Annotated in this window: 20 protein-coding genes; 11 read left to right on the forward strand and 9 right to left on the reverse strand. The window is 59.6% G+C overall.

What is annotated here, in order from left to right; all coding sequences use genetic code 11:
• From RAC79_RS23960 to RAC79_RS23970, 3 genes are all read right to left on the reverse strand, one after another.
• Positions 1–834 carry a carbohydrate ABC transporter permease gene (locus tag RAC79_RS23960; RefSeq protein ID WP_078052529.1) on the reverse strand — a complete coding sequence of 278 codons (834 nt, stop codon included), beginning with the start codon at positions 832–834 and terminating at the stop codon, positions 1–3.
• Positions 831–1,811, reverse strand: coding sequence for a carbohydrate ABC transporter permease (locus RAC79_RS23965; protein ID WP_174039896.1), 981 nt, complete (start codon positions 1,809–1,811; stop codon positions 831–833). Before RAC79_RS23965 ends, RAC79_RS23960 begins: the two co-directional genes overlap by 4 nt.
• A 64-nt stretch (positions 1,812–1,875) precedes the next feature.
• The gene (locus RAC79_RS23970; RefSeq protein ID WP_078052531.1) at positions 1,876–3,141 is read right to left on the reverse strand and encodes an ABC transporter substrate-binding protein; all 1,266 of its coding nucleotides are present in this window, start codon (positions 3,139–3,141) and stop codon (positions 1,876–1,878) included.
• A gap of 269 nt (positions 3,142–3,410) precedes the next feature.
• Here RAC79_RS23970 and RAC79_RS23975 point away from each other — a divergent pair, with 269 nt between their 5' ends.
• The 3 genes from RAC79_RS23975 (at position 3,411) to RAC79_RS23985 (ending at position 5,219) form a co-directional block, all read left to right on the forward strand.
• The gene (locus RAC79_RS23975) at positions 3,411–4,424 is read left to right on the forward strand and encodes a substrate-binding domain-containing protein (protein WP_142846318.1); all 1,014 of its coding nucleotides are present in this window, start codon (positions 3,411–3,413) and stop codon (positions 4,422–4,424) included.
• Between the two features lie 174 nt (positions 4,425–4,598).
• Positions 4,599–4,796, forward strand: a complete 198-nt coding sequence (locus tag RAC79_RS23980; protein WP_003523793.1) for a hypothetical protein — start codon at positions 4,599–4,601, stop codon at positions 4,794–4,796.
• Positions 4,797–5,024: 228 nt separating this feature from the next.
• On the forward strand, positions 5,025–5,219 hold the full coding sequence (locus tag RAC79_RS23985) for a hypothetical protein (protein WP_125146926.1): 195 nt from the start codon (positions 5,025–5,027) through the stop codon (positions 5,217–5,219).
• On the opposite strand, the gene RAC79_RS23990 is transcribed toward RAC79_RS23985, so the two are convergent.
• A complete protein-coding gene (locus RAC79_RS23990; protein ID WP_142846316.1) occupies positions 5,188–5,769 on the reverse strand; it encodes a DNA-3-methyladenine glycosylase in 582 nt (193 codons plus the stop codon). The two genes, RAC79_RS23985 and RAC79_RS23990, sit on opposite strands and share 32 nt — an antisense overlap.
• Before the next feature lie 97 nt (positions 5,770–5,866).
• On the opposite strand from RAC79_RS23990, the gene RAC79_RS23995 reads away from it, so the two are divergent.
• From RAC79_RS23995 to RAC79_RS24010, 4 genes are all read left to right on the forward strand, one after another.
• Entirely contained in the window at positions 5,867–6,250 is a 384-nt protein-coding gene (locus tag RAC79_RS23995; protein WP_161988000.1) for a hypothetical protein, read from the forward strand.
• Positions 6,247–7,032: an SDR family NAD(P)-dependent oxidoreductase gene (locus RAC79_RS24000; RefSeq protein WP_142846314.1), complete on the forward strand. Its 786-nt coding sequence runs from the start codon at positions 6,247–6,249 to the stop codon at positions 7,030–7,032. The genes RAC79_RS23995 and RAC79_RS24000 overlap by 4 nt, the downstream gene beginning before the upstream one ends.
• 175 nt (positions 7,033–7,207) lie before the next feature.
• Positions 7,208–8,263 (forward strand): murein L,D-transpeptidase family protein, encoded by a 1,056-nt coding sequence (locus RAC79_RS24005; RefSeq protein WP_161987999.1) that lies wholly within the window; start codon positions 7,208–7,210, stop codon positions 8,261–8,263.
• Positions 8,264–8,282: 19 nt separating this feature from the next.
• Positions 8,283–9,068, forward strand: a complete 786-nt coding sequence (locus RAC79_RS24010) for a L,D-transpeptidase (protein WP_020811492.1) — start codon at positions 8,283–8,285, stop codon at positions 9,066–9,068.
• A 94-nt stretch (positions 9,069–9,162) separates the two neighbouring features.
• Here RAC79_RS24010 and RAC79_RS24015 read toward each other — a convergent pair whose 3' ends face one another.
• Both RAC79_RS24015 and RAC79_RS24020 read right to left on the reverse strand, forming a co-directional pair.
• Positions 9,163–10,983: a HAMP domain-containing methyl-accepting chemotaxis protein gene (locus tag RAC79_RS24015; protein WP_174039895.1), complete on the reverse strand. Its 1,821-nt coding sequence runs from the start codon at positions 10,981–10,983 to the stop codon at positions 9,163–9,165.
• A 143-nt stretch (positions 10,984–11,126) separates the two neighbouring features.
• Positions 11,127–12,461, reverse strand: a complete 1,335-nt coding sequence (locus RAC79_RS24020; protein WP_059758580.1) for an aspartate aminotransferase family protein — start codon at positions 12,459–12,461, stop codon at positions 11,127–11,129.
• Positions 12,462–12,606: 145 nt separating this feature from the next.
• On the opposite strand from RAC79_RS24020, the gene RAC79_RS24025 reads away from it, so the two are divergent.
• From RAC79_RS24025 to RAC79_RS24040, 4 genes are all read left to right on the forward strand, one after another.
• Complete coding sequence (locus RAC79_RS24025) at positions 12,607–13,155, forward strand: cupin domain-containing protein (protein ID WP_003523802.1); 549 nt, start codon at positions 12,607–12,609, stop codon at positions 13,153–13,155.
• Positions 13,156–13,774: 619 nt separating this feature from the next.
• Entirely contained in the window at positions 13,775–14,455 is a 681-nt protein-coding gene (locus RAC79_RS24030; protein WP_003523803.1) for a sugar transferase, read from the forward strand.
• Between the two features lie 194 nt (positions 14,456–14,649).
• A complete protein-coding gene (locus RAC79_RS24035; RefSeq protein ID WP_065656288.1) occupies positions 14,650–15,906 on the forward strand; it encodes a polysaccharide biosynthesis/export family protein in 1,257 nt (418 codons plus the stop codon).
• A 7-nt stretch (positions 15,907–15,913) separates the two neighbouring features.
• Complete coding sequence (locus RAC79_RS24040; RefSeq protein WP_065656287.1) at positions 15,914–17,182, forward strand: O-antigen ligase; 1,269 nt, start codon at positions 15,914–15,916, stop codon at positions 17,180–17,182.
• Here the strand turns inward: RAC79_RS24040 and RAC79_RS24045 are convergent.
• The 3 genes from RAC79_RS24045 to RAC79_RS24055 form a co-directional block, all read right to left on the reverse strand.
• A complete protein-coding gene (locus tag RAC79_RS24045; protein ID WP_035262271.1) occupies positions 17,179–17,673 on the reverse strand; it encodes a hypothetical protein in 495 nt (164 codons plus the stop codon). The genes RAC79_RS24040 and RAC79_RS24045 overlap by 4 nt on opposite strands.
• 85 nt (positions 17,674–17,758) lie before the next feature.
• Positions 17,759–19,117, reverse strand: coding sequence for an HlyD family type I secretion periplasmic adaptor subunit (locus RAC79_RS24050; RefSeq protein ID WP_174036822.1), 1,359 nt, complete (start codon positions 19,115–19,117; stop codon positions 17,759–17,761).
• 8 nt (positions 19,118–19,125) lie between these two features.
• The coding region (locus RAC79_RS24055) for a type I secretion system permease/ATPase (RefSeq protein WP_374997614.1) at positions 19,126–20,841 on the reverse strand (1,716 nt) is incomplete at its 5' end.

The raw sequence follows: 20,841 nt of genomic DNA on the forward strand, positions 1-20,841 counted from the left end.
CTAGCCTTTGACGCCGCCGGCTGTGAGGCCGGAGATGATACGTCGCTGGAAGATCAGAACGAGGACGACGAGCGGGGCGGTGACGATGACGGAAGCCGCCATGATCGTTCCCCATGGAATTTCGAACTGCGAGCCGCCCGACAAAAGCGCGATGGCGACAGGCACCGTGCGCTGCTCGTTCGATGAGGTGAAGGTGAGCGCGAAGAGGAACTCATTCCACGCCGCGATGAAGGCGAGAAGCCCGGTCGTGACGAGCGCCGGCCACATCAGCGGCATGAAGACCTGGGTGATGATGACCCACGGCGTTGCACCATCGACAATCGCCGCTTCCTCGATCTCGATCGGCAGGTCGCGCATGAAGGTTGTCAGCACCCAGACCGTGAAGGGCAGGGTGAAGATCATGTAGGAAAAGATCAGCGCCAGCGGCGTGTTGAAGATGCCCGCCCAGCGGATCAGTTCGAACAGGCCGGCAAGAACGGCGATCTGCGGGAACATCGAAACCGACAGGATGGTGAGCAGCAGCAGCGCGCGGCCACGGAAGCGGACGCGGGCGAGAGCATAGGAGGCCGTTACTGCAAGAAACAGCGATAGCACGACGACCGAAGATGCAACGAACAGCGAATTGCCGAGATTGCGCAGAAACGTGCCGTTGCCGATGACGAAGCTGTAATTGGTCAGCGAGAAGTCACGCGGCCAATAATTGACCTGGAACAGCGCCGAGCCGGATTTCAGGCTCGTCAGGATCGCGTAATAAAACGGGAATACCGAAATCACCATTATGATGGCGACCAGCGCATAAAAAGCGGTGGTTTTCAGGATGCTTGGCAGGGTCATCGCGCGGCTCCATCGGTGTTGACGCGCCCAAGCCACATATAGATGACCGTGATCGAGGCGATGATGAGGAACAGCATGGTTGAGGCAGCGGCGCCATAGGAGAACTTGTCGAAATCGAACAGGTTCTCACGCGCCAGCACCGACATGGTGCGGGTCTGGGTGTTGTTGGGCGTCAGGATATAGATGAGATCGAAGACGCGCATCGCATCCAGCATGCGGAAGATGACGGCGACCATGAGGGCCGGGCGGATCATCGGCAAAGTGACGCGGAAGAACACCTTGATGGGATGAATGCCATCCACCTTTGCCGCCTCATACATGTCCTTCGGCACCATCTGTAGACCGGCGAGGATGAGCAGCGCCATGAAGGGCGTGGTCTTCCAGATATCGACGATTAGCACGGCGATCATCGCGGTTTCGGGATTGGCGGTCCAGGCGATCTTGTTGGAGATCAGTCCGAGATTGAGGAACAGGTCGTTCAATATGCCGAACTGGTCGTTCAGCATCCACGCCCACATCTGCGCCGAAACGATGGTGGGAATGGCCCAGGGCACGAGGATTGCGGCACGCACGAGGCCGCGTCCCTTGAATTCGGCATTCAGCACCAGCGCGACGATGAGGCCGAGCACGGTTTCGAAGCTGACGGAAAGGATGGTGAATTTGAGCGTGTTGAGAACCGCGCCCCACCATGCGGGATCGGCAAGTAGGCCGCGATAGATGGTGCGGCCGCTGCTGAGCGTGATCCAGGTGAGGTAGTTCTTGAGGCCGACGAACTGCGCCCCGTCGAGATTGGTAAGCGAGGCGTCGGTGAGGCTGAACCACACGGTGCGCACCAGCGGCCAGCCCGCCACCAGCGACAGCACCATAAATGTAGGGGCAAGAAACAGCCAGGCGGATTTCAGTCTTTCCGACTGCAGGTCAGAGCCGGTGTCGGCGTCGGATGCCGCGACCGGTCTTTGAAGGGCGATGTCGTTCATGGGGATATCTCGCGGTTGGGGCGCGGGAGACGATCAGTCAAGACCGCCTCCCGCGCGGGCCGGATTACCAGCCGTTGCCTTTGAGATCGGTCAGTTCAACCTCGAGAAGTTCGAGATTTTCCGCTGCCGTGCCGTTGCCGGAGAGCGTGTTGTGCACGGCGCCCCAGAACTTGGCGGAAACCTCGTTATATTTCACCTTGGCCGAGGCGGAAGGACGCGGAACGGCGGTCTGGAAGATCGGCTTCCATGTCGGCATGAAGGGCTGCGCGGCAGCGACGTCCTTGTCGTCGTAAAGGGATGCGATAGTCGGCATGTTGGAGAGCTGAATCGCGCGCATCTTCTGGGTGTCTTTTGATGCCAGGAATTTCACGAGCTGAATGGCCGCTTCCTGATCGTCGGAATATTTCGAAACGGCGAGGTTCCAGCCGCCGAGTGTCGAGGCAGGGGCTTCGCCTTCCGCGCCCGCTGGTAGCGGGGTGACGCCGAACTTGCCCTTGATGGCGCTGTCGTCGCCATTACCCAGTGCATAGGCATAGGGCCAGTTGCGCATGAAGACGGAATTGCCGGTCTGCCAGACGCCGCGCGCTTCCTCTTCCTTATAAGCGAGCACGCCCTGCGGCGCGATGGTGCCGACCCAGCCCTTGGCGGTTTCGATGGCGGCTGCGGCCTTCTCATTGTTGACGGAGATATCGCCGTTGGTCTCGACAATATGGCCGCCGCCTGCGGAAGCGATCCATTCCAGCGCGTTGCAGGTCAGGCCTTCATAGGCGCTGCCCTGGAAAACGAAGCCCCAGAGGTCCTTCTGGCCTGCCTCGCGCTCCTTGTCCTGGATTTCCTTGGCGGTCTCGCTCAGTTCCTTCCAGGTCTTCGGCGGCTGCTTGCCATATTTTTCCAGAAGGTCCTTGCGATAGAAAAGCGCCGGCGCGTCGGTGAACATCGGCATGGCGACGAGCTTGCCGTCAACCGTCTGCGAGGCGACGATGGAAGGGAAATGATCGCCGATGACATCCTTCGTCGCTGCGGTCAAATCCACGAACTGGTCGGCCAGCTGCGGCGCCCAGATCACGTCCGTCTGGTAGACGTCGACATCCTTGTTGCCGGCGGCAAGCCACAGCCGGTACTGGCTGAACTGTTCGCTGGACGATGACGGCATGGTGACGAGATTGACCTTGTGACCGGTCTCTTTTTCGAAGGCGGCGATCCGTTCGCGGAAGAACGCGACGTTCTTGCCTGTCGAATTGGCGGCGATGGAAAGCTCGGCCGCCTCAGCTGAGACGGCGGCGGAAAACGCCGCTCCGCACAGGAACAAAGTCTTCATGGAAATATTCATTGTCAAACTCCTCCGTTGACGCGTCCGATTGTCCTCAAAATTGAAAGCGCTTTTGACCGACGCGAGGCTCTCAAAAGCCGAGCAATCTGTCAATACTCTTTCTAATCTCCCGGAAATCGGCCGCTTTCGCCTGCAATTTTTCGGCGTTTGCCTTTGGGAATGATCAACTGTAAGGTTTCAGGTGGAGGAAAATTGAAATCGTTTTCAATTTTTGTCGGCTTGAAAAATCCGCGGCGGCGACGCATGCAGGGGCAAATTGGCAAAAAATTATGAAGCTCAAGGAATTCGCAGAGAAAGTCGGGCTCTCGCCCACCACCGTCAGCCGGGCGCTGGGCGGCTACCCCGAGGTGCGCGAGGAAACGCGCCAGCGGGTGATGGAGGCTGCGCTGAAATACGGCTACCGGCCGAATGCCAATGCTGTCAGGCTGGCGACGGGCAGGGCGGGCGCCATCGGTGTCGTCATGGGCCGTTCGGGCGGCGGGCACTTCTTCTCCGAATTCATGGGCGGCATGGCGACGCGTCTGGAACGGGAGGAGACCGATATTCTCGTCAGCGTTACCGTCGACAATAATCTCGATGAGGAACTGGCGATTTTCAGCCGGCTGGCGGCGAGCGGCCGGGTGGATGGCATCATCGTGCATTCGCCGCGTCCGGAAGATGAACGCATCGCGCTGCTCAACCGGCTGGGTGTGCCCTTCATCGTGCATGGCCGCTCAAAGACGCCTTTCGAACATGCCTGGCTCGATATCGACAACCACGATGTGACCTATCGTCCGACGATTCATTTTCTGGAGCGCGGACACAGGCGCATCGCCCTTATCAATGGTCCGGTCGGCCGCACCTTTGTGCAGGACCGCGAGCAGGGTTTTCGCGAGGCGCTGGCCACGCACGGCATTACGCCGGATCCGCGTTTCATGATGAATGAGCACTTCAGCGAGGAGACGGCCTTTCGTTTCGCCCGCTCGCTGCTGGAACAGACGCCGCGCCCGACGGCCTTTGTGGCGGGTGCGATGATGACGGCGCAGGGGGTCTATCGCGCTGCGACGCAGATGGGGTTGACGATCGGCAGGGATGTCTCCGTCATCGCCCATGACGACGTGTTTCCTTATCTTACGCCGGAAAGCATGATGCCGCCGCTTTCCACCACCCGCTCGCCCATGCGCATGGCGGGCATGCGAGTGACGGACCTGCTTTTGCAGATCATCGGCGGCCGTCCCGTCCGCGAGGTTCAGGAATTGTGGCCGGTCGAACTCATCTTGCGGGAATCCGTCGGCCCTGTCTGAACTTGTCGCCATAGCTCACTGATTCCACTCCATTTTGTGAACGTCGTTTGATAACGTTCGCCTTTCGTCATCTATACGTCCGCGCCGTCTCATGTATAATCGGAACAGTCACGGGCGTTATGGAACAGGACCCGGGCCGGCGCGTTGAGGGGACGTGTCTAAGGAGGTGGACGGATGTTTGAATTTTTAAAACCGCAACAGCAGACCGTGATCGATGATGTCGAGGCGACCGGCACCTATGCCGATGCGCTGCTCAACGTTCCGAGCCCGGAACTTAACCGTTCGACCGCTCGCGAGCATGGTCACGAGGCCCACTCCCGCGACTATTGCGAAAATCGCGATATTTCCCGCAGCGCGCTCGGTTTCGCCTGAGCCATTTCAAAAACCTTCCTCAAAAACGGAACGGACAGGCCGTGCCCGCGTTTTCCTGTACGACCCGCAGGGCGGCGCAACCGGACCGAAAGGACCTGACCGGCATTTGACCGGTGGGCGAATTGGGTGTTGCGCCGCCTGATTGACGACAGCGCAAAGGCGCTGTCGCACGAGATAAAAACGCAGCTTGTGCCCATCGTGGCCAAGCGTGTTTATCAGGAGGCCGCGATGCCAGCCGTTCCCGTCGAACCCTATCCCGAACCGCCGATGCCCGTGCCGCCGCAGCCGGATATCCCGCCGGTGGAAGAACCGGAACCCGACCGGTTGCCGGACGAGGTGCCGACACCCAATCCCGACGAAAATGACGGGCCGCCGAAGGTGCTCGCGCCTGTCAGGTCTCTCCGTTCTCGAATTTCTTGCTGACGAAAGCCGAGCCCTTTAGGCCGAAGCGCCACGGATATTCCGTCGCGCGGCTGATGCCGATTCGTCTGCCGCTGGTGACGGCGGCGGCTTCTTTCGGCAGCCGCAGGAAAAAAGGCGCTGCGTTCAACGGCGCGCCGTCCATCTCCCCCGTAATCGCCAGCGCCTGACAGAGCCTGCCCGGACCTGAGCAGAGAAGTTTCGGCTTGTCAGTTCCCCGTCGCAGTTTCATCATGTCTATGCCGGTCAGGGGTTCGATGGCGCGCAGAAGCACGGCGGAACCCGGGGCGCAGACAAAGTTGGCGCACCAGTGAATACCATAGGACCGGTAGACATAAAGACGGCCGGCCGGGCCGAACATTGCCCTGTTGCGCGGGGTCTGCCCGTTAAAACTGTGGGATGCCGGGTCGTCCGGATGATAGGCTTCGGTCTCCACGATGATGCCGCCGGTATTGCCGACGCGGAACTCCGCGCCGATGAGGGCGCGGGCCACTTCCAGCGCCTCGCGCAGGAAAAAACTCTCTTGGATTTCCGGGCCAAAGGCCTGATTCATCTGGAACCCTTCCGCTCTGCCGTCGTTTGGAATTCAGGTTCTAACCGTTTTCCAGCATCGGACTCTTACCGGTGCTTTCCAAGCCGGAGGGCATGTCATGCAACTTTCGACGACCTATGTAAAACGCAATAACGGGGTTATCTCAATCGAGTTCGTCGGCAACGACGGCGATCAGGTCTCGGTTCGCCTCGCCGACGGTCTTGAAGGGATCGACGATGCCGAGGCCATCAAGCGGGCGAGCGCGGTGATGGTGCAACTGACCGCGTTCGGAACGCGCCATGGGGCAGATGCGCCTTCGCAATTTTCCGCTCTAGGTACGGCGCAGGATGAAGCTCCGCACGGACAGGCGAGCGCCCTTACATCGAAGGATCGCGACATTCTGGAGGAAGAGTTGGAAGAGGGGCTGGAGGACAGCTTTCCGGCGAGTGATCCCGTCTCTGCGACGGTCACATCCATTGCTTCGCGAAAAGGAGGGCGATGACATTGGCTGCTCGCAAAGTTGCACTGGTGACCGGCGCTGGCTCCGGCATTGGGCGCGCCGCCGCCCTTCATCTGTCGGCGCAGGGTTTCGCGGTCGGTCTGTTGGGCCGCACCGAATCGGAATTGAACGATGTCGCCCGGGAAATCGGCGCCGCATCCGGTTCTTCGAAGGTGCTCGTCGCCGATGTGGCGGATGAAGCGGCCATGCGTCACGCGGTCGCAGCGCTGGTTGAGAATTTCGGCCGGCTTGATGTCGTGGTGGCCAATGCCGGCGTTAACGGCGTCTGGGCGCCCATCGATGAGCTGAAACCTTCTGAATGGGACGATACGATCCGCATCAACCTGCGCGGCACCTATCTCACCGTCCACGTCAGCGTGCCGCATCTGAAAGCGGCCGGTGGCGGGTCCATCGTCATCATTTCGTCGATCAATGGCACCCGCACCTTCACATCGCCCGGTGCTACGGCCTATTCCGTGACGAAGGCCGGGCAATTCGCCATGGCGCAACAATTGGCGCTGGAGCTGGGGCGTCACCGTATCCGCGTCAATGCGGTGTGTCCGGGCGAAATCGAAACGGCAATCGATGAAAATACCGATATACGCGAGCGGGAAAAAACGGAGGTTCCAGTTCGTTTTCCGGCTGGGGATATTCCGGTAACCGGCGGCGTGGCCGGGACGAGCGACGATGTCGCCGCGCTGATCGGTTTCCTGGCGTCGGATGCGTCCCGCCACATTACCGGCACGCCGGTATGGATCGATGGGGGCCAGGGGCTGCTGCGATAATCGCGGCTCGCACTTTCATTGGCCACCGCATCACGGGCTTGTGTCCTTATGATTAACGAATGGGTAACGTCTGTTCACGAGACTTTGTCCATGGGCGAGGTTGCCGTGTTGTGGCCACCTTCGATAGCTAAGCGTCTGCCGGAAAGGCGGGCAAATCAGGCGGGCAGAACGATCCATGGGCATGCAGGCATTGCTGGATTTCGCGGTTGCGGGGTTGCGGCAGAAGGTAAGGGCAGGGGCAAGAATGGCCGCGATCGTTGCGATCGGTGGCGGCCTTGCCGCGTGCACTTCCATGGGGCTGGACAGCGTCAAGAAAGACCCGCCGAAACTGTCGTCCAAGATGATGGCGCAGATGTCGGCCAAGAGCATGCGCCCGGAAAGCCCGGTTCTCGTTCGCATTTTCAAGCAGGAAAGCGAGCTTGAGGTCTGGAAGGTCGACAAGACCGGAAACTACGCCTTGCTCAAGGCCTATCCCATGTGCCGCTGGTCCGGAAAGCTGGGCCCTAAGATGAAGACGGGCGACCGGCAGGCACCGGAAGGGTTTTATCATGTCTCGGCCGGCATGTTGAACCCGAACTCACAATATTACGTCTCCTTCAATCTCGGTTATCCCAACCGGCTGGAATCGGCGCTCGGTTACACCGGAGAGGCGCTGATGGTGCATGGCGCCTGCTCCTCTTCCGGCTGCTACGCCATGACCGACCAGCAGGTCGGCGAAATCTACGCCATCGTGGCGCGGGCACTTCAGGGCGGGCAGGACCGTTTTCAGGTACAGGCCTATCCCTTCCGCATGAGCGCCCGGAATATGGTGGCGCATCGGGACGACCCCAATATGCCGTTCTGGAAGACGCTGAAAGAAGGCTATGACTATTTCGAGGTAACGCGCCGGCAGCCCAAGGTTTCCGTCTGCGGCCGTCGTTATGTCTTCAACAGTGAATTTGCCGAAGGCGAACCTGCCGATCCGCTGGCGGCCTGCCCGCCGGCCATCAACCAGCAGGATCCGCTGGTGGCTTCGAAACTGGCCGAAGAGCAACAAAAATTTGCCGCCGCCATGAGTGAGGGAACTTCCAGCCCGCTCAGCGCGTATGTAGACGGCGGCATGCATCCGAGCTTCCGGGCCATTTTGAAATCGAACGGCGCCAAGGCCATGGCATCGCAGGTTTCCGGCACGAAGTACCCAATCAGCCGCCCAGAGGCGGCGCTGGCAGATCCCTTTGCCGGCGCGAGATGACGTAAATGAGGTTTTTGAATTGAACGAGACGACGACGACCCGGCGGGGTTTCCTGCTTGGAGCAGGTGGACTGGCGCTTGCCGGCCTTGCGGGCTGCAACACAACTGCGCGTGAGGCCGCCCGGCCTGCAGCACCCGCGGACGACCCGATGTATGCCCTGATGTATGGTCCCAAGCCGGACGAGCAGTTCCCGCTGCCGGAAATCCCCTACAAGCGGATTCCGCGTCAGTTCCTGCGGCAGATGGTGGCGAACCCGACGGGTGAACGCCCCGGCGTCATCGTCGTCGATACCGCCAATCATTTCCTCTATCTCACCTATGAGAACAATCAGGCCATGCGTTATGGCGTCGGCCTCGGCCGCGCGGGCTTTGAATGGGCCGGTCGCGGCGTCATTCAGTACAAGCGGCAATGGCCGCGCTGGACGCCGCCCGATGAGATGATTGCGCGCCAGCCGGAACTGGAACCCTATAGCAGCCGCAATGGCGGCATGGAGCCGGGTCTCAAGAACCCGCTCGGCGCACGCGCGCTCTATATCTTCAAGGATGGCAAGGACACGATCTACCGCCTGCATGGCTCGCCGGAATGGTGGACCATCGGCAAGTCGGTATCCTCCGGCTGCGTGCGCCTGCTCAACCAGGATATCATCGACCTTTACAACCGTGTGCCCGATGGTACGCCGATCGTGGTGACGGCGCTCGGCCCCGCACAGCAGGGCGTGCCGATCGGCCAGGAAGGTGTGCCGGTGGCGCAATATGGTAACGGCGTGATCGGCGACGGCCTCTCGCAACCGATGCAGACTTATTGATCGCTGGAGTTCCACCCACGGCGGAGGCTCGCCGTGGGTGCGTGCTGGCTGATTTCCGGCATCTGGCGGAGATATCCGCGCCTCGTCGCAGACATCAAGCTACTCGGCGTGGCTGATCCTGACTGCTGGCCGTTTCCATTTCCAGGCGGAAGCGCGACACCAGGGCACGCAACTTTGCTGTTTCCGAGGCAAGCGTGGCTGACGCGGCGGTGGATTGCTCCACCATGGCCGCATTTTGCTGGGTGGCGTGATCCATGGAGTTCACCGCCGCGTTGATTTCGGACAGACCGGTTGATTGCTCGGTGGCCGATGTGGCGATGGCATTCATATGGCGGTCGATGCCGGCGATGCGTTCACTGATATCCTTCAGTGCTGTGCCGGTATCGAGAACCAGCTTCACGCCGCTCTCGACCTCCACGGACGATTGCCGGATATGGTCACGGATTTCGCTTGCGGCCTTTGCCGAGCGCTGGGCGAGATCGCGCACCTCCTGTGCAACAACCGCAAAGCCCTTGCCGCTCTCGCCGGCGCGGGCAGCCTCAACCCCGGCATTCAGCGCCAGAAGATTGGTCTGGAAGGCGATTTCGTCAATGACGCCGATGATGCCGGTGATCTGCCGCGACGAGGCCTCGATACGGCGCATCGCTTCCTCGGCATGGCTTACCACCTCCACCGATTTCAGGGCGCTATGGTTGGCATCGGTGGCAGCGAGCCGCGCTTCTGCGGCCCGCTTGTTGGCATTCGAGACATTGACGGTGATTTCATCGAGCGCCGCTGCCGTCTGCTCAAGGGAGGCGGCTTGATTTTCGGTGCGGCGGGAAAGATCGCCGGCACCTGCGGCGATTTCCCGGCTGCTGCCGTCGATTGTGCCTATCCCGTCGGAAATGGCAAAAAGGGTCTCGGCCAATTGCCGGACCGAGGTGTTGAAATCATGACGCAGGGCCTCGAATTGTGGGGCGAAGGCGTCATTCAACTGGAAGGCCAGATCACCGGAGGCGAGCCGCTTGAGGCCGGCCGCAAGGCCGGAGGTTGCGATGCGCAGCCTTTCTGAAGCGTCTTCTTCCGCCTGCCGCCGCGTCGCTTCCTGATCGGCTTCCGCCTGTCTGCGGGCCGCCGCTGCCTGCTCCTCTAGTACCCGGTTGGCGATGGCGGCCTGTCGGAAAATCTCGACAGCGCTGGACATGGAGCCGATCTCGTCCTTGCGGTCCGTGCCTGAGGGCGGTTGAGACGTATCGCCGCCCGCCAGGGTCTCCATGTTTTTCGACAATTGCAGGATGGGACGGATAATCGATTTGCGGGTGAGCAGAAAAAGCCCGGTGGAGAAAAGCGCCGCCAGAACCAGAAGTCCCTGTAAGGCGAGGTTGATTGCCGCCTTGGTCTTTTCACTTTCGGCCGATGCAGTGTCGGAAAGCGCCTGAATCTGGTCGCCAGCCGCTTCCATCGCTTTTTCAAGCGCGGAGAATTGCTGCATGAATTCCGGCATCAGCTTGATGGCCTCTTCGGGGCTGGATTCGGCAAGTCCGACCACCGCGTTGGCGGCATCCATATAGGCGAGAAGCGGCTTTTCGACGCCGTCTATGACGGCTTTGACATTCGTGCCTGATGACAGTGACTTGTTTGCCTCGATCACTTCGCGAAAACTGGCTTCGTGTTCGGCAAGATCGGCCTTAACGGCCTTGAGGTCGAGGTCCATTCTGGCATCGGCGGAAAGAATGGCGGCAAGCACGTCTGACCGCAGCGCGTCATGCATCATGTCCGCCTGCATGTGGTTGCGAAGCACGTCCGCCGAAAGCGCCACATATTCGCTGTTACGGTTGAGCGTCTCCGCCGCCCATATGCCGACACCCGCGGCGCTGCCGGTGATGGAAAAGATTGCAATGCCTGCCAATATTATCTTTTTTTGAATCGAGGCCATATGAGCGTTCCCACGCAATTGTTATACTTTGTGAACATAATAGAACATGCTTAATAAATGTTCTATTTTCGCTGAAGGCTCGATAAATGCAAAAAAGGCTGCATTTTGTATTGCAGCCCTTTCTATATTAGAAATTTGTACTTTTATTGCGCGCGTTTCAGGGCGTCGCCGAGGATCGAAACAATATCGTCGAAATGGGATTTTTCGGCGATCAGCGGCGGCGAAAGGGCGATGATGTCGCCGGTAACGCGAATGAGCAGGCCGCGCTCGAAGCAATCCACGAAGACATCATAGGCGCGTGCGCCGGCAGCTCCATCGCGCGATTGCAGTTCGATACCGGCGATGAAGCCGATGGTGCGGATGTCGATGACATTCGGCAGGCCCTTCAGGGAATGGATGGCGTCGTGCCAGACATCCTGCAATTCGGCCGCGCGGGTGAAAAGGCCCTCATCGCGATAGATGTCAAGCGTCGCGATACCCGCGGCGCAGGCGACGGGGTGGCCGGAATAGGTATAGCCGTGGAACAGCTCGATCTGGTTTTCCGGCCCATGCATCAGCGCATCGTGCACCTTGCGGCTGGTGAAGACCGCGCCCATCGGGATCGCGCCGTTGGTCAGCCCCTTGGCGGTGGTGACGATATCGGGCGTAACGCCAAAATAGTTGGTGGCAAAGGTGGAGCCCATGCGGCCGAAACCGGTGATGACCTCATCGAAGATCAAGAGGATGCCGTGCTTGTCGCAGATGGCGCGCAGGCGCTCCAGATAACCCTTTGGCGGCACCAGCACGCCGGTGGAGCCGGCGACCGGTTCGACAATGCAGGCGGCGATGGTTTCCGCGCCATGCAGGGCGACCAGACGTTCCAGGTCGTCCGCAAGCTCGGCGCCGTGCTCGGGCTGGCCCTTCACGAAGCTGTTCTTCGCCGGATCATGGGTGTGACGCAGGTGGTCTGCGGGGATTTGCGGGAAAACGCGACGGTTGTTGACGAGGCCGCCCACGGAGATGCCGCCGAAACCGACGCCATGATAACCGCGCTCACGACCGATCAACCGGCTGCGGGTGCCCTGTCCGATGGCGCGCTGATAGGCGATGGCGATCTTCAGCGCCGTATCGACCGATTCCGACCCGGAGCCCGTATAGAAGACACGGTCGAGTTTTGCACCTTCCGGGCCGGGCGCAATCTCCGCCAGCCGCTCGGCGAATTCAAAGGCAACCGGGTGGCCCATCTGGAAGGAGGGCGCGTAATCCATTGTCGAAAGCTGGTGTTTGACGGCAGACGCGATCTGCTGGCGGCCGTGGCCGGCATTGACGCACCAAAGGCCAGCCGTGCCGTCGAGAACCTGGCGACCATCATTGCTGGTGTAATACATGCCTTCGGCGCTCGTCAGCAGGCGGGGATTGGCCTTGAACTGCCGGTTGGCGGTAAACGGCATCCAGTAGCTGTCAAGCGAGGTGGAATTGGATCGGCTCGGGTTGTCCATGGTGGTCTCCTGTTCGTTGCCGGTGATTGAATGCTATTTTCGCGACTGAACAAGCCCTTTTCTCTCTGTGGCCAAGCCATTGAAAATGCTATAGGCCTGAACTCGGGTTTTCGATATTTCGAACAAGGGCAACGGGGGCTCAGGCATGTCGGTGGATATAGGCGGGCGTTTGCGCCATTTGCGGCTGCGCCACAATATTTCCCAGCGAGAACTGGCAAGGCGTGCCGGTGTCACCAATTCGACGATTTCTCTGATCGAATCCAATACCTCGAACCCTTCCGTCGGCGCGCTGAAACGCATTCTCGACGGCATACCGATCGGCCTTGCTGAGTTTTTCGCTTTCGAGCCGGAGACAAGCCGCAAGGCTTTTTACCGGGCGGATGAGCTGGTTGAAATCGGCAAGGGGCCGATATCCTTCCGGCAGGTGGGTGAGAATGTCTTCGGCCGCAGCCTGCAAATCCTCAAGGAATGTTACCAGCCGGGTGCCGATACCGGTAAGGTACCGCTGGTTCACGATGGCGAGGAAGGAGGAATCATCCTCTCCGGACGGCTGGAAGTGACGGTCGACGAGGAGAGGCGGGTGCTCGGGCCGGGCGACGCCTATTATTTCGAAAGCCGCAGGCCGCATCGTTTCCGTTGCGTCGGTCCCGTGCCCTGTGAGGTCATCAGCGCCTGCACACCGCCAACCTTCTGATTCCAGCGGTTTTTGCGCTTCGTGACGCGCGTAGAACGGCCAGGTCGGGGAGATTCGGTAAAAAATGGTCGGCAGCTACGGCAATTTTGCGTGGCTGCCATGACTAGAATGCAGTTTCTTGCCACTCTTTTGCCGTGTTTGCGCCCTTTTAGGAATTTTTCCATCGCTTTTTCTTGGCGGCTTGGCAATGTCAGGCAAAAAAATCCCGTCCGATATGTCAAATTTTATATGCATTGCCACAATCTTGCTGCGATGCAAAAAATTTTTATATTCTGTTACGGATGCGGCTGTTCTTAACGTTCCTGTCTCATCTCGCCAAGTCATAAGAAACACATAAGAAAAGACTGTCGCCGGCACAAAACCCAATACATGCTGGGGCGGTACCCATGCTCTCAACACATGGCCGCCGGCACATTTGTTGCTTTTTTATGCAACCGTTAATATTGCCCGGACGTTGATCGGCCGCTCGCGCAAGAAATCGCATAGACGGTTATGGCCAATGTGCCTTACAAAAAATCCATTAGCATCAAATTCCGAACACAGACTTGTTATCTCTTTTAGACGGAAAGACGCGCCTCCGGGCACCGACCAATCGCAAAACATAAATGGAGTTCTCTCTATGAAGTCCGCGACCCAATCGGCTGAACAGACACTCAGCAGCTCCGAAGACTTCGATGTCAGTTTCCCTATCGGGGGCATCGCAAAACGCAGTTTCGATATGACATCGGCTGCGCTTGCGCTGCTCATCTTCAGCCCGATATTCCTGTTGATCGCCGCGCTGGTGAAATTGTCCGATCCCGGCCCGATCTTTTATGGCCACCGGCGTGTGGGACATAATGGCCGCTATTTCCATTGCCTGAAATTCAGGACGATGGCGATGAACGGCGATGAGATTCTGCGGCAATATCTTGCCGCTAATCCGGAAGCCGCCGAGGAATGGCGCGCCACCCGCAAGCTCAAGAACGATCCGCGCGTTACCGCTGTTGGCGCCGTGTTGCGTAAGCTCTCCCTCGATGAGTTGCCGCAGCTTCTCAACATCATCCGCGGTGAAATGAGCGTGGTTGGTCCACGCCCGGTCGTGGATGAGGAACTGAGCTATTATGAAAGCGCTGCCGCTTATTATCTCAGCACCCGTCCTGGCCTGACCGGCCTGTGGCAGATCAGCGGCCGCAACGACGTATCCTACAAGACCCGCGTCGCTTTCGACACGCACTATGTGCAGAACTGGTCGATGCGGCAGGATGTCTTCATCATCGTCAAGACCATTCCCGCCGTGTGCCTTTCACGCGGAAGCTACTGAAAACCGATATTGAGTTCGGCTTTATCGATCTTCGTTTCGACACGCACCCCGACCGGGATCCCAAGTCCGGTCTTTGGGTGCGTCATTGGTGCTAATCATACCGGCCGCTTTTCGCGGCACTGTGCAGCCGGCCCTGCCCAGTTGCGCGACGGCCGGATCGCCCGTGTGGCGATCCGCTAACAGGGAGTTTCCCGATGAACGGCTTGTCTGCCGCCCGCCGCCCGTTTGTGGCCTTCGTATTTGCCGCTTCCGTCGCCCTTGCCGCGCCGCTCTCCGCCATGGCTGCGGATGGCGCTCAATATAAGCTCGGTACCGCTGACAAGCTGCGTATCCGTGTTGCCGAATGGCAGCCGGCGGATGGCAGCATCCGCAACTGGGATGTGATCAACGGCGATTATTCCGTCGGTCCGTCTGGGGCGCTGTCGCTGCCTTTCATCGGTCAGCTGGATGTTGCGGGCAAGACCCCATCGGAGGTCAGCGAAGAGATTGGAGCCCAGCTTCAGAGCAAGTTCGCCCTTCGCAACCTGCCTTCGGCCTCCGTCGAGATCGCACAGTTCCGACCGATCTTCTTGAGCGGCGACGTGCAGACGCCGGGCGAATATCCCTATGCCGCCAATCTCACCGTGCTGAAGGCCGTCAGCCTTGCCGGCGGCCTGCGGCGCTCGGATGCCGGGCAGCGTTTTGCCCGCGACTTCATCAATGCCCGCGGTGACGCCGCCGTCTATGACAACCAGCGTGCAAGGCTGCTCGCCCGTCAGGCGCGGCTGGTCGCGGAGGTCAAGGGTGATGCGACCATCGCCAAGACGCCTGAAATGGAAAAGATCGGCGAGATCGACGTGCTGCTGGCCAGCGAAAGCGCGCTGATGAAATCGCGCACCGAACGTTACACCCTGCAGCTCAAGGCGCTGACGGACCTGCACGCTCTTCTGCAGAGCGAAGTCGAATCCCTGAAGAAGAAATCAGAGACGCAGAATCGTCAGCTCCAGCTTGCCAACGAGGACCGCGACCGGGTCAACCGGCTGAACGAGCAAGGGCTCGCGCTGTCGCAGCGGCGTATTTCCGCGGAAGAACGCGCGGCCGAAGTGGAATCCAACCTGCTCGATATCGATACGCAGTCGCTGCGCGCCAAACAGGATATCAACAAGGCGACCCAGGACGAGATCAACCTGCGTAACGACTGGGTGGCGCAGCGCTCCAAGGAATTGCAGGACACGGAAGCCGAACTCGACAAGCTCAATCTGCAACTGACCACCAGCCGCGAATTGATGTCGGAAGCGCTGGCGCAATCGGCCGAGGCGATCCGTTTCGATCCCTCGGGCAAATCAGCGACGATCAGCTACGTCGTGGTGCGTGAGGAAAACGGCAAGCCGAAGGAGCTGAAGGTGGATGAAAACGCCATGCTCCAGCCCGGCGATGTCATCAAGGTCTCGTCTGAAATCCTGATGCAGTGAGGTTTTAATGCGGATCGCCAAATCGGCGCTGATCGATCCCGAACGCAATGAGATTTATGGAATGGCAGCGGTTGCGCTGTCATTCTTCGTCTTCGCTTACTCGTCGCGTTTCGGCCAAATCTCGGTCCTGGCCTATTATGGCATGTGGCTGCCGCTGGTGGTTGTCGATTACCGGCGCGTGCTCGGCAATTATCCGCGCTATCTCTGGATATTCGCCTTCGGCATCTTGACGGTTCTGTCCAGCTTCTGGTCGGAAGCGGCATCGGTGACCATGCGCGCCTCCATTCAGTATATGACGCATATCGTCTGCGCGCTGATCGCGATGCGGGTGATCTCTATCCGGACGCTGACGCGCGGCGCGCTGATCGGCATCGCCGTTGTTCTGCTCTATTCGCTGCTGTTCGGTATTTATCTCTTCGATGCGCTGGATGGCACCTACAGTTTCGTCGGCGCTTTTTCTTCCAAGAACCAGCTCGGCTTTTATGCATCGCTCGGCGTCATTTTTGCCGCCGCATCGGTGCTGGTGCTCAAGCAAAGGGGCATCTGGTTGCCGATTGCCGGCGTCACCGGGCTACTGTCGGCCTATAGCCTCCTTGCGTCCCAATCGGCCACATCCACGATTACCACGGCGGCGGTGGTCGCGCTCATCATCGGCTTCATCCCCATCGGCATGCTTTCGCCGGCGAACCGAAAGATGACGTTTTTTGTGCTCGGTGGTCTCGGCGCATTGCTGGCTGTCGCTTCCCTGCAATTCGGCCTGCTGGACGCCATTCTCGGCATTTTCGGCAAGGATTCGACGCTGACCGGCCGAACTTACCTCTGGCAGCAGGGCATCGAGGCGGCAAAACAGACGCCGATCCTCGGCGTCGGTTATCAGGGGTTCTGGGTTGCGGGTTTTCCCGATGCCGAACGGTTGTGGAACGATTTCTTCATTACGGGCCGCAGCGGCTTCCATTTCCATAACACCTATATCGAAACCGTGGTGGAAAACGGCTTTGTCGGCATGCTGCTGCTTGGCATGGTGCTTTACGGAACGTTGCTCGGGCATCTGCGCTCGGTGCTGATGCGCAAGAGTGATCCACAGGGCGTCATCCTGTTTGCGATCTGCGCCCTGTTTGTCGTGCGTTCCTTCGTGGAGATCGACATCATCTTCCCGTACCAGATCGGCTCGTTCCTGCTTTATTTCGCAGCCGGTAAACTGTGCCTCCCGGCAAGGGCTGCGGAGGGGAGCGAGCCTCACCCGGCAATCGGCATGCGGTTACAAACGAGAGCCTAGAGATAATCCGCCGAGACATGCGGACTGGCATGGATGAAACTCCACATGTCCTTGCTGACCTCGACGATGTCGGCTATCGATTTTTCGAGCTGTCCGATTTCCTTCTCGTCCATGCGCTCCACCTTGCCGTAACGCACCTGGCTGTCATCCTCCACCAGCCGCATGAGCTGCGTGCTGGCGATTTCGCCTTTTTCGTCGAAGGAATAGATGCAGTGATTGTATTTGTTGCGTGTCTTCGCTTCCTTCTTCAGCCGCGCCATGATGGAGAGGATGGTCTTGCGGTCCTTCGCATCGGTGGAGGGAAGCTTCGCCAGGCGCTCGATCAGATCCATGCGCGCCCGCGTGGTGTTGAGTGTCAGGAAGACGACGATGGCCGCTTCCTTTTCCACTTTCAGGAGATGGACGATCAGATAAATCATCAGGCTTTCCGTGTTGGTCCACACGTAATTCAGCCTGCCGACCAGCAGCAATACATCCGACATCGCCGCCATGCCGCTTCTCCCACCCCGACGAAACATATTCGGATAATATATGCCGACCGCTGCGGAAAAGACAGTGTAGGTTACTGATATTTCTTCATCTTTCCTTGAAAGCACGGGACATGCTGTCGGAGATGGGCTTGGTCAGATATTCGAAGAAGGTACGCTCCGAAGTCTGGATCAGCACGTCGGCCGGCATGCCGGGCACGGGGTGAAAATTGTGAACCTTGGCGATTTCCTCGTCGGGTATCTGCACCCGCACGATATAGACGTCCTTGACCTGAAGGCCGGCATTTTCTTCGATGCTGTCGGCTGAAACGTAAAAGACCTTGCCGTTCAGAACCGGTGTGGTGCGGCGGTTGAGCGCCGAAAGGCGGATCGCGGCCGTCTGCCCCTCATGCAGCTGGTCGATGGAGGTTCGCAGCACCTGCGCCTCCAGAATAAGGGGCACATGAGCGGGCAGGATTTCCATGATCGGCTTGCCGGTGGTGATAACGCCGCCCGGTGTATGATAATAGGCGCGCACCACGGTTCCGCTGACGGGGGAGCGGATGACGGTGCGTTCCAGCACTTCGGCGGCGCCACGCACCTGTTCACGCACGCTGTCCAGATCGGACTCGGCGGTTTCCAGCGCATCGAGCGCCGCCTGCTTGTTGGCGTTGACGGCAATGACCGCTTCCTGCCGGAACTTGGCGATTTCCGCCTCGCTCTGGTTCATTTCGCCGCTCAGCCGTGCGATATCGCCCATGGCGTCGGCGATGGCGCGCTCCAGCGCCAGCATGTCGGTCTTGCGAATGACGCCGTCCTTGGCGAGCCGCTCCTTGGAGTCGCGCTCCTGTGTCAAAAGCGCCAATTGCCGGTCGAAGGACTGTTTTTGGCCGTCATAGCCCGCATAGCGGAACTCAAGAGACCGGATATTCTTGTCGATCAGGTTCATCTGTTCCTCAAGCTTGATGAGCTTGCTGTGGAACACGATGTTCTGGCTCTGGATGATGGAATTGATATCCGGATCGCCGGCTTCCTTCATGACGATATCCGGCACCTTGAAGCTTTTTGCGCCCTGGGCCTCGGCGCGCAGGCGCACCACGATGGTTTCGAGGCGAAGCCGCCGCAGCTGCAACATGCGCTCGTTGGCAAGCGCCGTCGTCTTGTCCAGCGTCAGAAGAACGTCGCCTTCCTTGACCGTGTCGCCTTCGCTGACCATCATTTCCTTGATAATGCCGCCTTCCAGATGCTGGACCACCTTGTTGTTGCCGGTGGCGACGAAACTGCCCTGGGCGATGATGGCGGAGGAGAGCGGTGCGGTGCCGGCCCAGAATCCGAAACCGCCGAAGGAGGCGAGCAGTACGGCAAGACCGATCGAGCTGTGCAGGCGGATCGAGCGCGGCACCTCGCTGTACCATTCGAGCTGGCCCTGGGGTTTGACTTCGGCAATGGCGTTTTTCTTTTTGAACATGACGGTTCTCAACCCTCGATCTGCGGGGACTGGTTGGCCTGGCGGCCATTGCCGGAAAGCGCCTTCAGCACGTCCATCCTTTCGCCGAACATGGCGACCGATCCATCCTTCAGCACCATGATCTTGTCGACGCATTGAAGCAGCGCCGGCCGCTGGGTGATGGTGACGGTAGTGATGCCCTGTCTTTTGGCATGCAGCAGCGCCTTGGCCAGCGCCTGTTCGCCCTGCGTATCCAGATTGGAGTTCGGCTCATCCAGCACCACGAATTTCGGATCGCCGAAAAAGGCGCGGGCAAGCGCGATGCGTTGTTTCTGGCCGCCGGAAAGCGGGGCGCCATCGGCGGCGACCACGGTTTCATAGCCCTGCGGGAAACCGGCGATCAGCTCGTGCACATCGGCCAGCACCGCCGCCTCATAAATCTGCCGGTCCTCGATATCGTCGCGCATGCGGCAGATATTGGCTTTGATGGTGCCGGGGAAAAGCTGCACGTCCTGTGGCAGATAACCGATACTTTCACCGAATTGCCGCTGGTCCCAGTTGCGCAGATCCATGAGATCGAGGCGCACATTGCCTGACGTGGGCAGGATGGAGCCGACCAGCATTTTGCCGAGCGTCGTCTTGCCGGAGCCGGAATTGCCGATGATGGCGAGCGACTCCCCCTTTTTCAGCGAAAAGGAAATGCCGTTCAAAATCACCTTCTTCTGCGGCGGCGGCACGAAGAGGATGCGCTCCACATCGAGACGCCCTTCCGGATTGGGGAGGCGCAGACGCGGGAAATTGAGCGGCGAATTGATGAGAAGCTGCTTGATGCGGCCATAGGAGGCGGCAGATTTGTTGAACTGGTGCCAGCCTTCTATGGCGCCTTCGATGGGCGCCAGCGCCCGGCCGGAAATGATGGAGGCTGCAATCACCATGCCGCCGGTCAGTTCGCCGGATAGCGACAGATGCGCGCCCCAGCCGAGCAGCGCCACCTGGGTAATCATGCGCGCCGCCTTCGATACGCCGGAGAACATGATGTTGCGATCCTGCGCCGCCACATGCGATTTCAGCGAGCCGGCGGTTTCGCGGCCCCACATCTTCACCGCTTCGGGGATCATGGCGAGCGCATTGATGATCTGCGAATTGCGCGACATGGAATCGAGGTGAAAGTTGGCCCGGCTCAAATAACCGGAAGCCTCGGAGAACTGTCTTGCGGTGAAGCGCTGGTTCAGCCAGGCGATACCGAAAAGCACGGCGCAGCAGACCATGATGATGATGCCTAGATGTGGATGGACGAGATAGACCACCACGATGAAAAGCGGCATCAGCGGCGCATCGAGAAAGGCGATGAGCGTGCCGGAGGTGAGGAAGGAGCGCAATTGCTGCAGATCCTGCAAGGTCTGGTAGTCCTTGCCGCTGCCATGCAGGGAGGCGCGGGCGGCGGCGGACAGGATCGGCGCGCCAAGCTGTACCTCGAGTTCGACGGCGGTGCGCATCAGGATGAAGCGGCGGATGGCGTCCATGAAGGCCTGCAGCAGAACCGCGCCGAGGACGGCGACCGTCAGCATCACCAGGGTATCCATCGAGCGGCTAGTCAGCACCCGGTCGGAAATCTGGAACAGATAAAGCGGGATGGCGAGCAGCAGGACATTGATGGCGACCGTGAACAGCATCACCACCACCATGTTACGCCGCACGGCGGCGATGCCCTTGGCAAGGCTTGCGGCGAAATTGATCGGCTCGCT

This window comes from Agrobacterium sp. LR_9 (assembly GCF_041954855.1).
GTDB classification, from domain to species: domain Bacteria; phylum Pseudomonadota; class Alphaproteobacteria; order Rhizobiales; family Rhizobiaceae; genus Agrobacterium; species Agrobacterium leguminum.

Excerpts from the sequence above, each read along its gene's own strand:
- RAC79_RS23995 (WP_161988000.1), top strand. The coding sequence starts at position 5,867 with ATGCAACTTTCGACGACCTATGTAAAACGCAATAACGGGGTTATCTCA.
- RAC79_RS24040 (WP_065656287.1), top strand. The coding sequence starts at position 15,914 with ATGCGGATCGCCAAATCGGCGCTGATCGATCCCGAACGCAATGAGATT.
- RAC79_RS24025 (WP_003523802.1), top strand. The coding sequence starts at position 12,607 with ATGTCGGTGGATATAGGCGGGCGTTTGCGCCATTTGCGGCTGCGCCAC.
- RAC79_RS24035 (WP_065656288.1), top strand. The coding sequence starts at position 14,650 with ATGAACGGCTTGTCTGCCGCCCGCCGCCCGTTTGTGGCCTTCGTATTT.
- RAC79_RS23970 (WP_078052531.1), bottom strand. The coding sequence starts at position 3,141 with ATGAATATTTCCATGAAGACTTTGTTCCTGTGCGGAGCGGCGTTTTCC.
- RAC79_RS23990 (WP_142846316.1), bottom strand. The coding sequence starts at position 5,769 with ATGAATCAGGCCTTTGGCCCGGAAATCCAAGAGAGTTTTTTCCTGCGC.
- RAC79_RS23965 (WP_174039896.1), bottom strand. The coding sequence starts at position 1,811 with ATGAACGACATCGCCCTTCAAAGACCGGTCGCGGCATCCGACGCCGAC.
- RAC79_RS23960 (WP_078052529.1), bottom strand. The coding sequence starts at position 834 with ATGACCCTGCCAAGCATCCTGAAAACCACCGCTTTTTATGCGCTGGTC.
- RAC79_RS24020 (WP_059758580.1), bottom strand. The coding sequence starts at position 12,461 with ATGGACAACCCGAGCCGATCCAATTCCACCTCGCTTGACAGCTACTGG.
- RAC79_RS23980 (WP_003523793.1), top strand. The coding sequence starts at position 4,599 with ATGTTTGAATTTTTAAAACCGCAACAGCAGACCGTGATCGATGATGTC.
- RAC79_RS24015 (WP_174039895.1), bottom strand. The coding sequence starts at position 10,983 with ATGGCCTCGATTCAAAAAAAGATAATATTGGCAGGCATTGCAATCTTT.
- RAC79_RS24045 (WP_035262271.1), bottom strand. The coding sequence starts at position 17,673 with ATGGCGGCGATGTCGGATGTATTGCTGCTGGTCGGCAGGCTGAATTAC.
- RAC79_RS24000 (WP_142846314.1), top strand. The coding sequence starts at position 6,247 with ATGACATTGGCTGCTCGCAAAGTTGCACTGGTGACCGGCGCTGGCTCC.
- RAC79_RS23985 (WP_125146926.1), top strand. The coding sequence starts at position 5,025 with ATGCCAGCCGTTCCCGTCGAACCCTATCCCGAACCGCCGATGCCCGTG.
- RAC79_RS24050 (WP_174036822.1), bottom strand. The coding sequence starts at position 19,117 with ATGTTCAAAAAGAAAAACGCCATTGCCGAAGTCAAACCCCAGGGCCAG.
- RAC79_RS24030 (WP_003523803.1), top strand. The coding sequence starts at position 13,775 with ATGAAGTCCGCGACCCAATCGGCTGAACAGACACTCAGCAGCTCCGAA.
- RAC79_RS24005 (WP_161987999.1), top strand. The coding sequence starts at position 7,208 with ATGGGCATGCAGGCATTGCTGGATTTCGCGGTTGCGGGGTTGCGGCAG.
- RAC79_RS23975 (WP_142846318.1), top strand. The coding sequence starts at position 3,411 with ATGAAGCTCAAGGAATTCGCAGAGAAAGTCGGGCTCTCGCCCACCACC.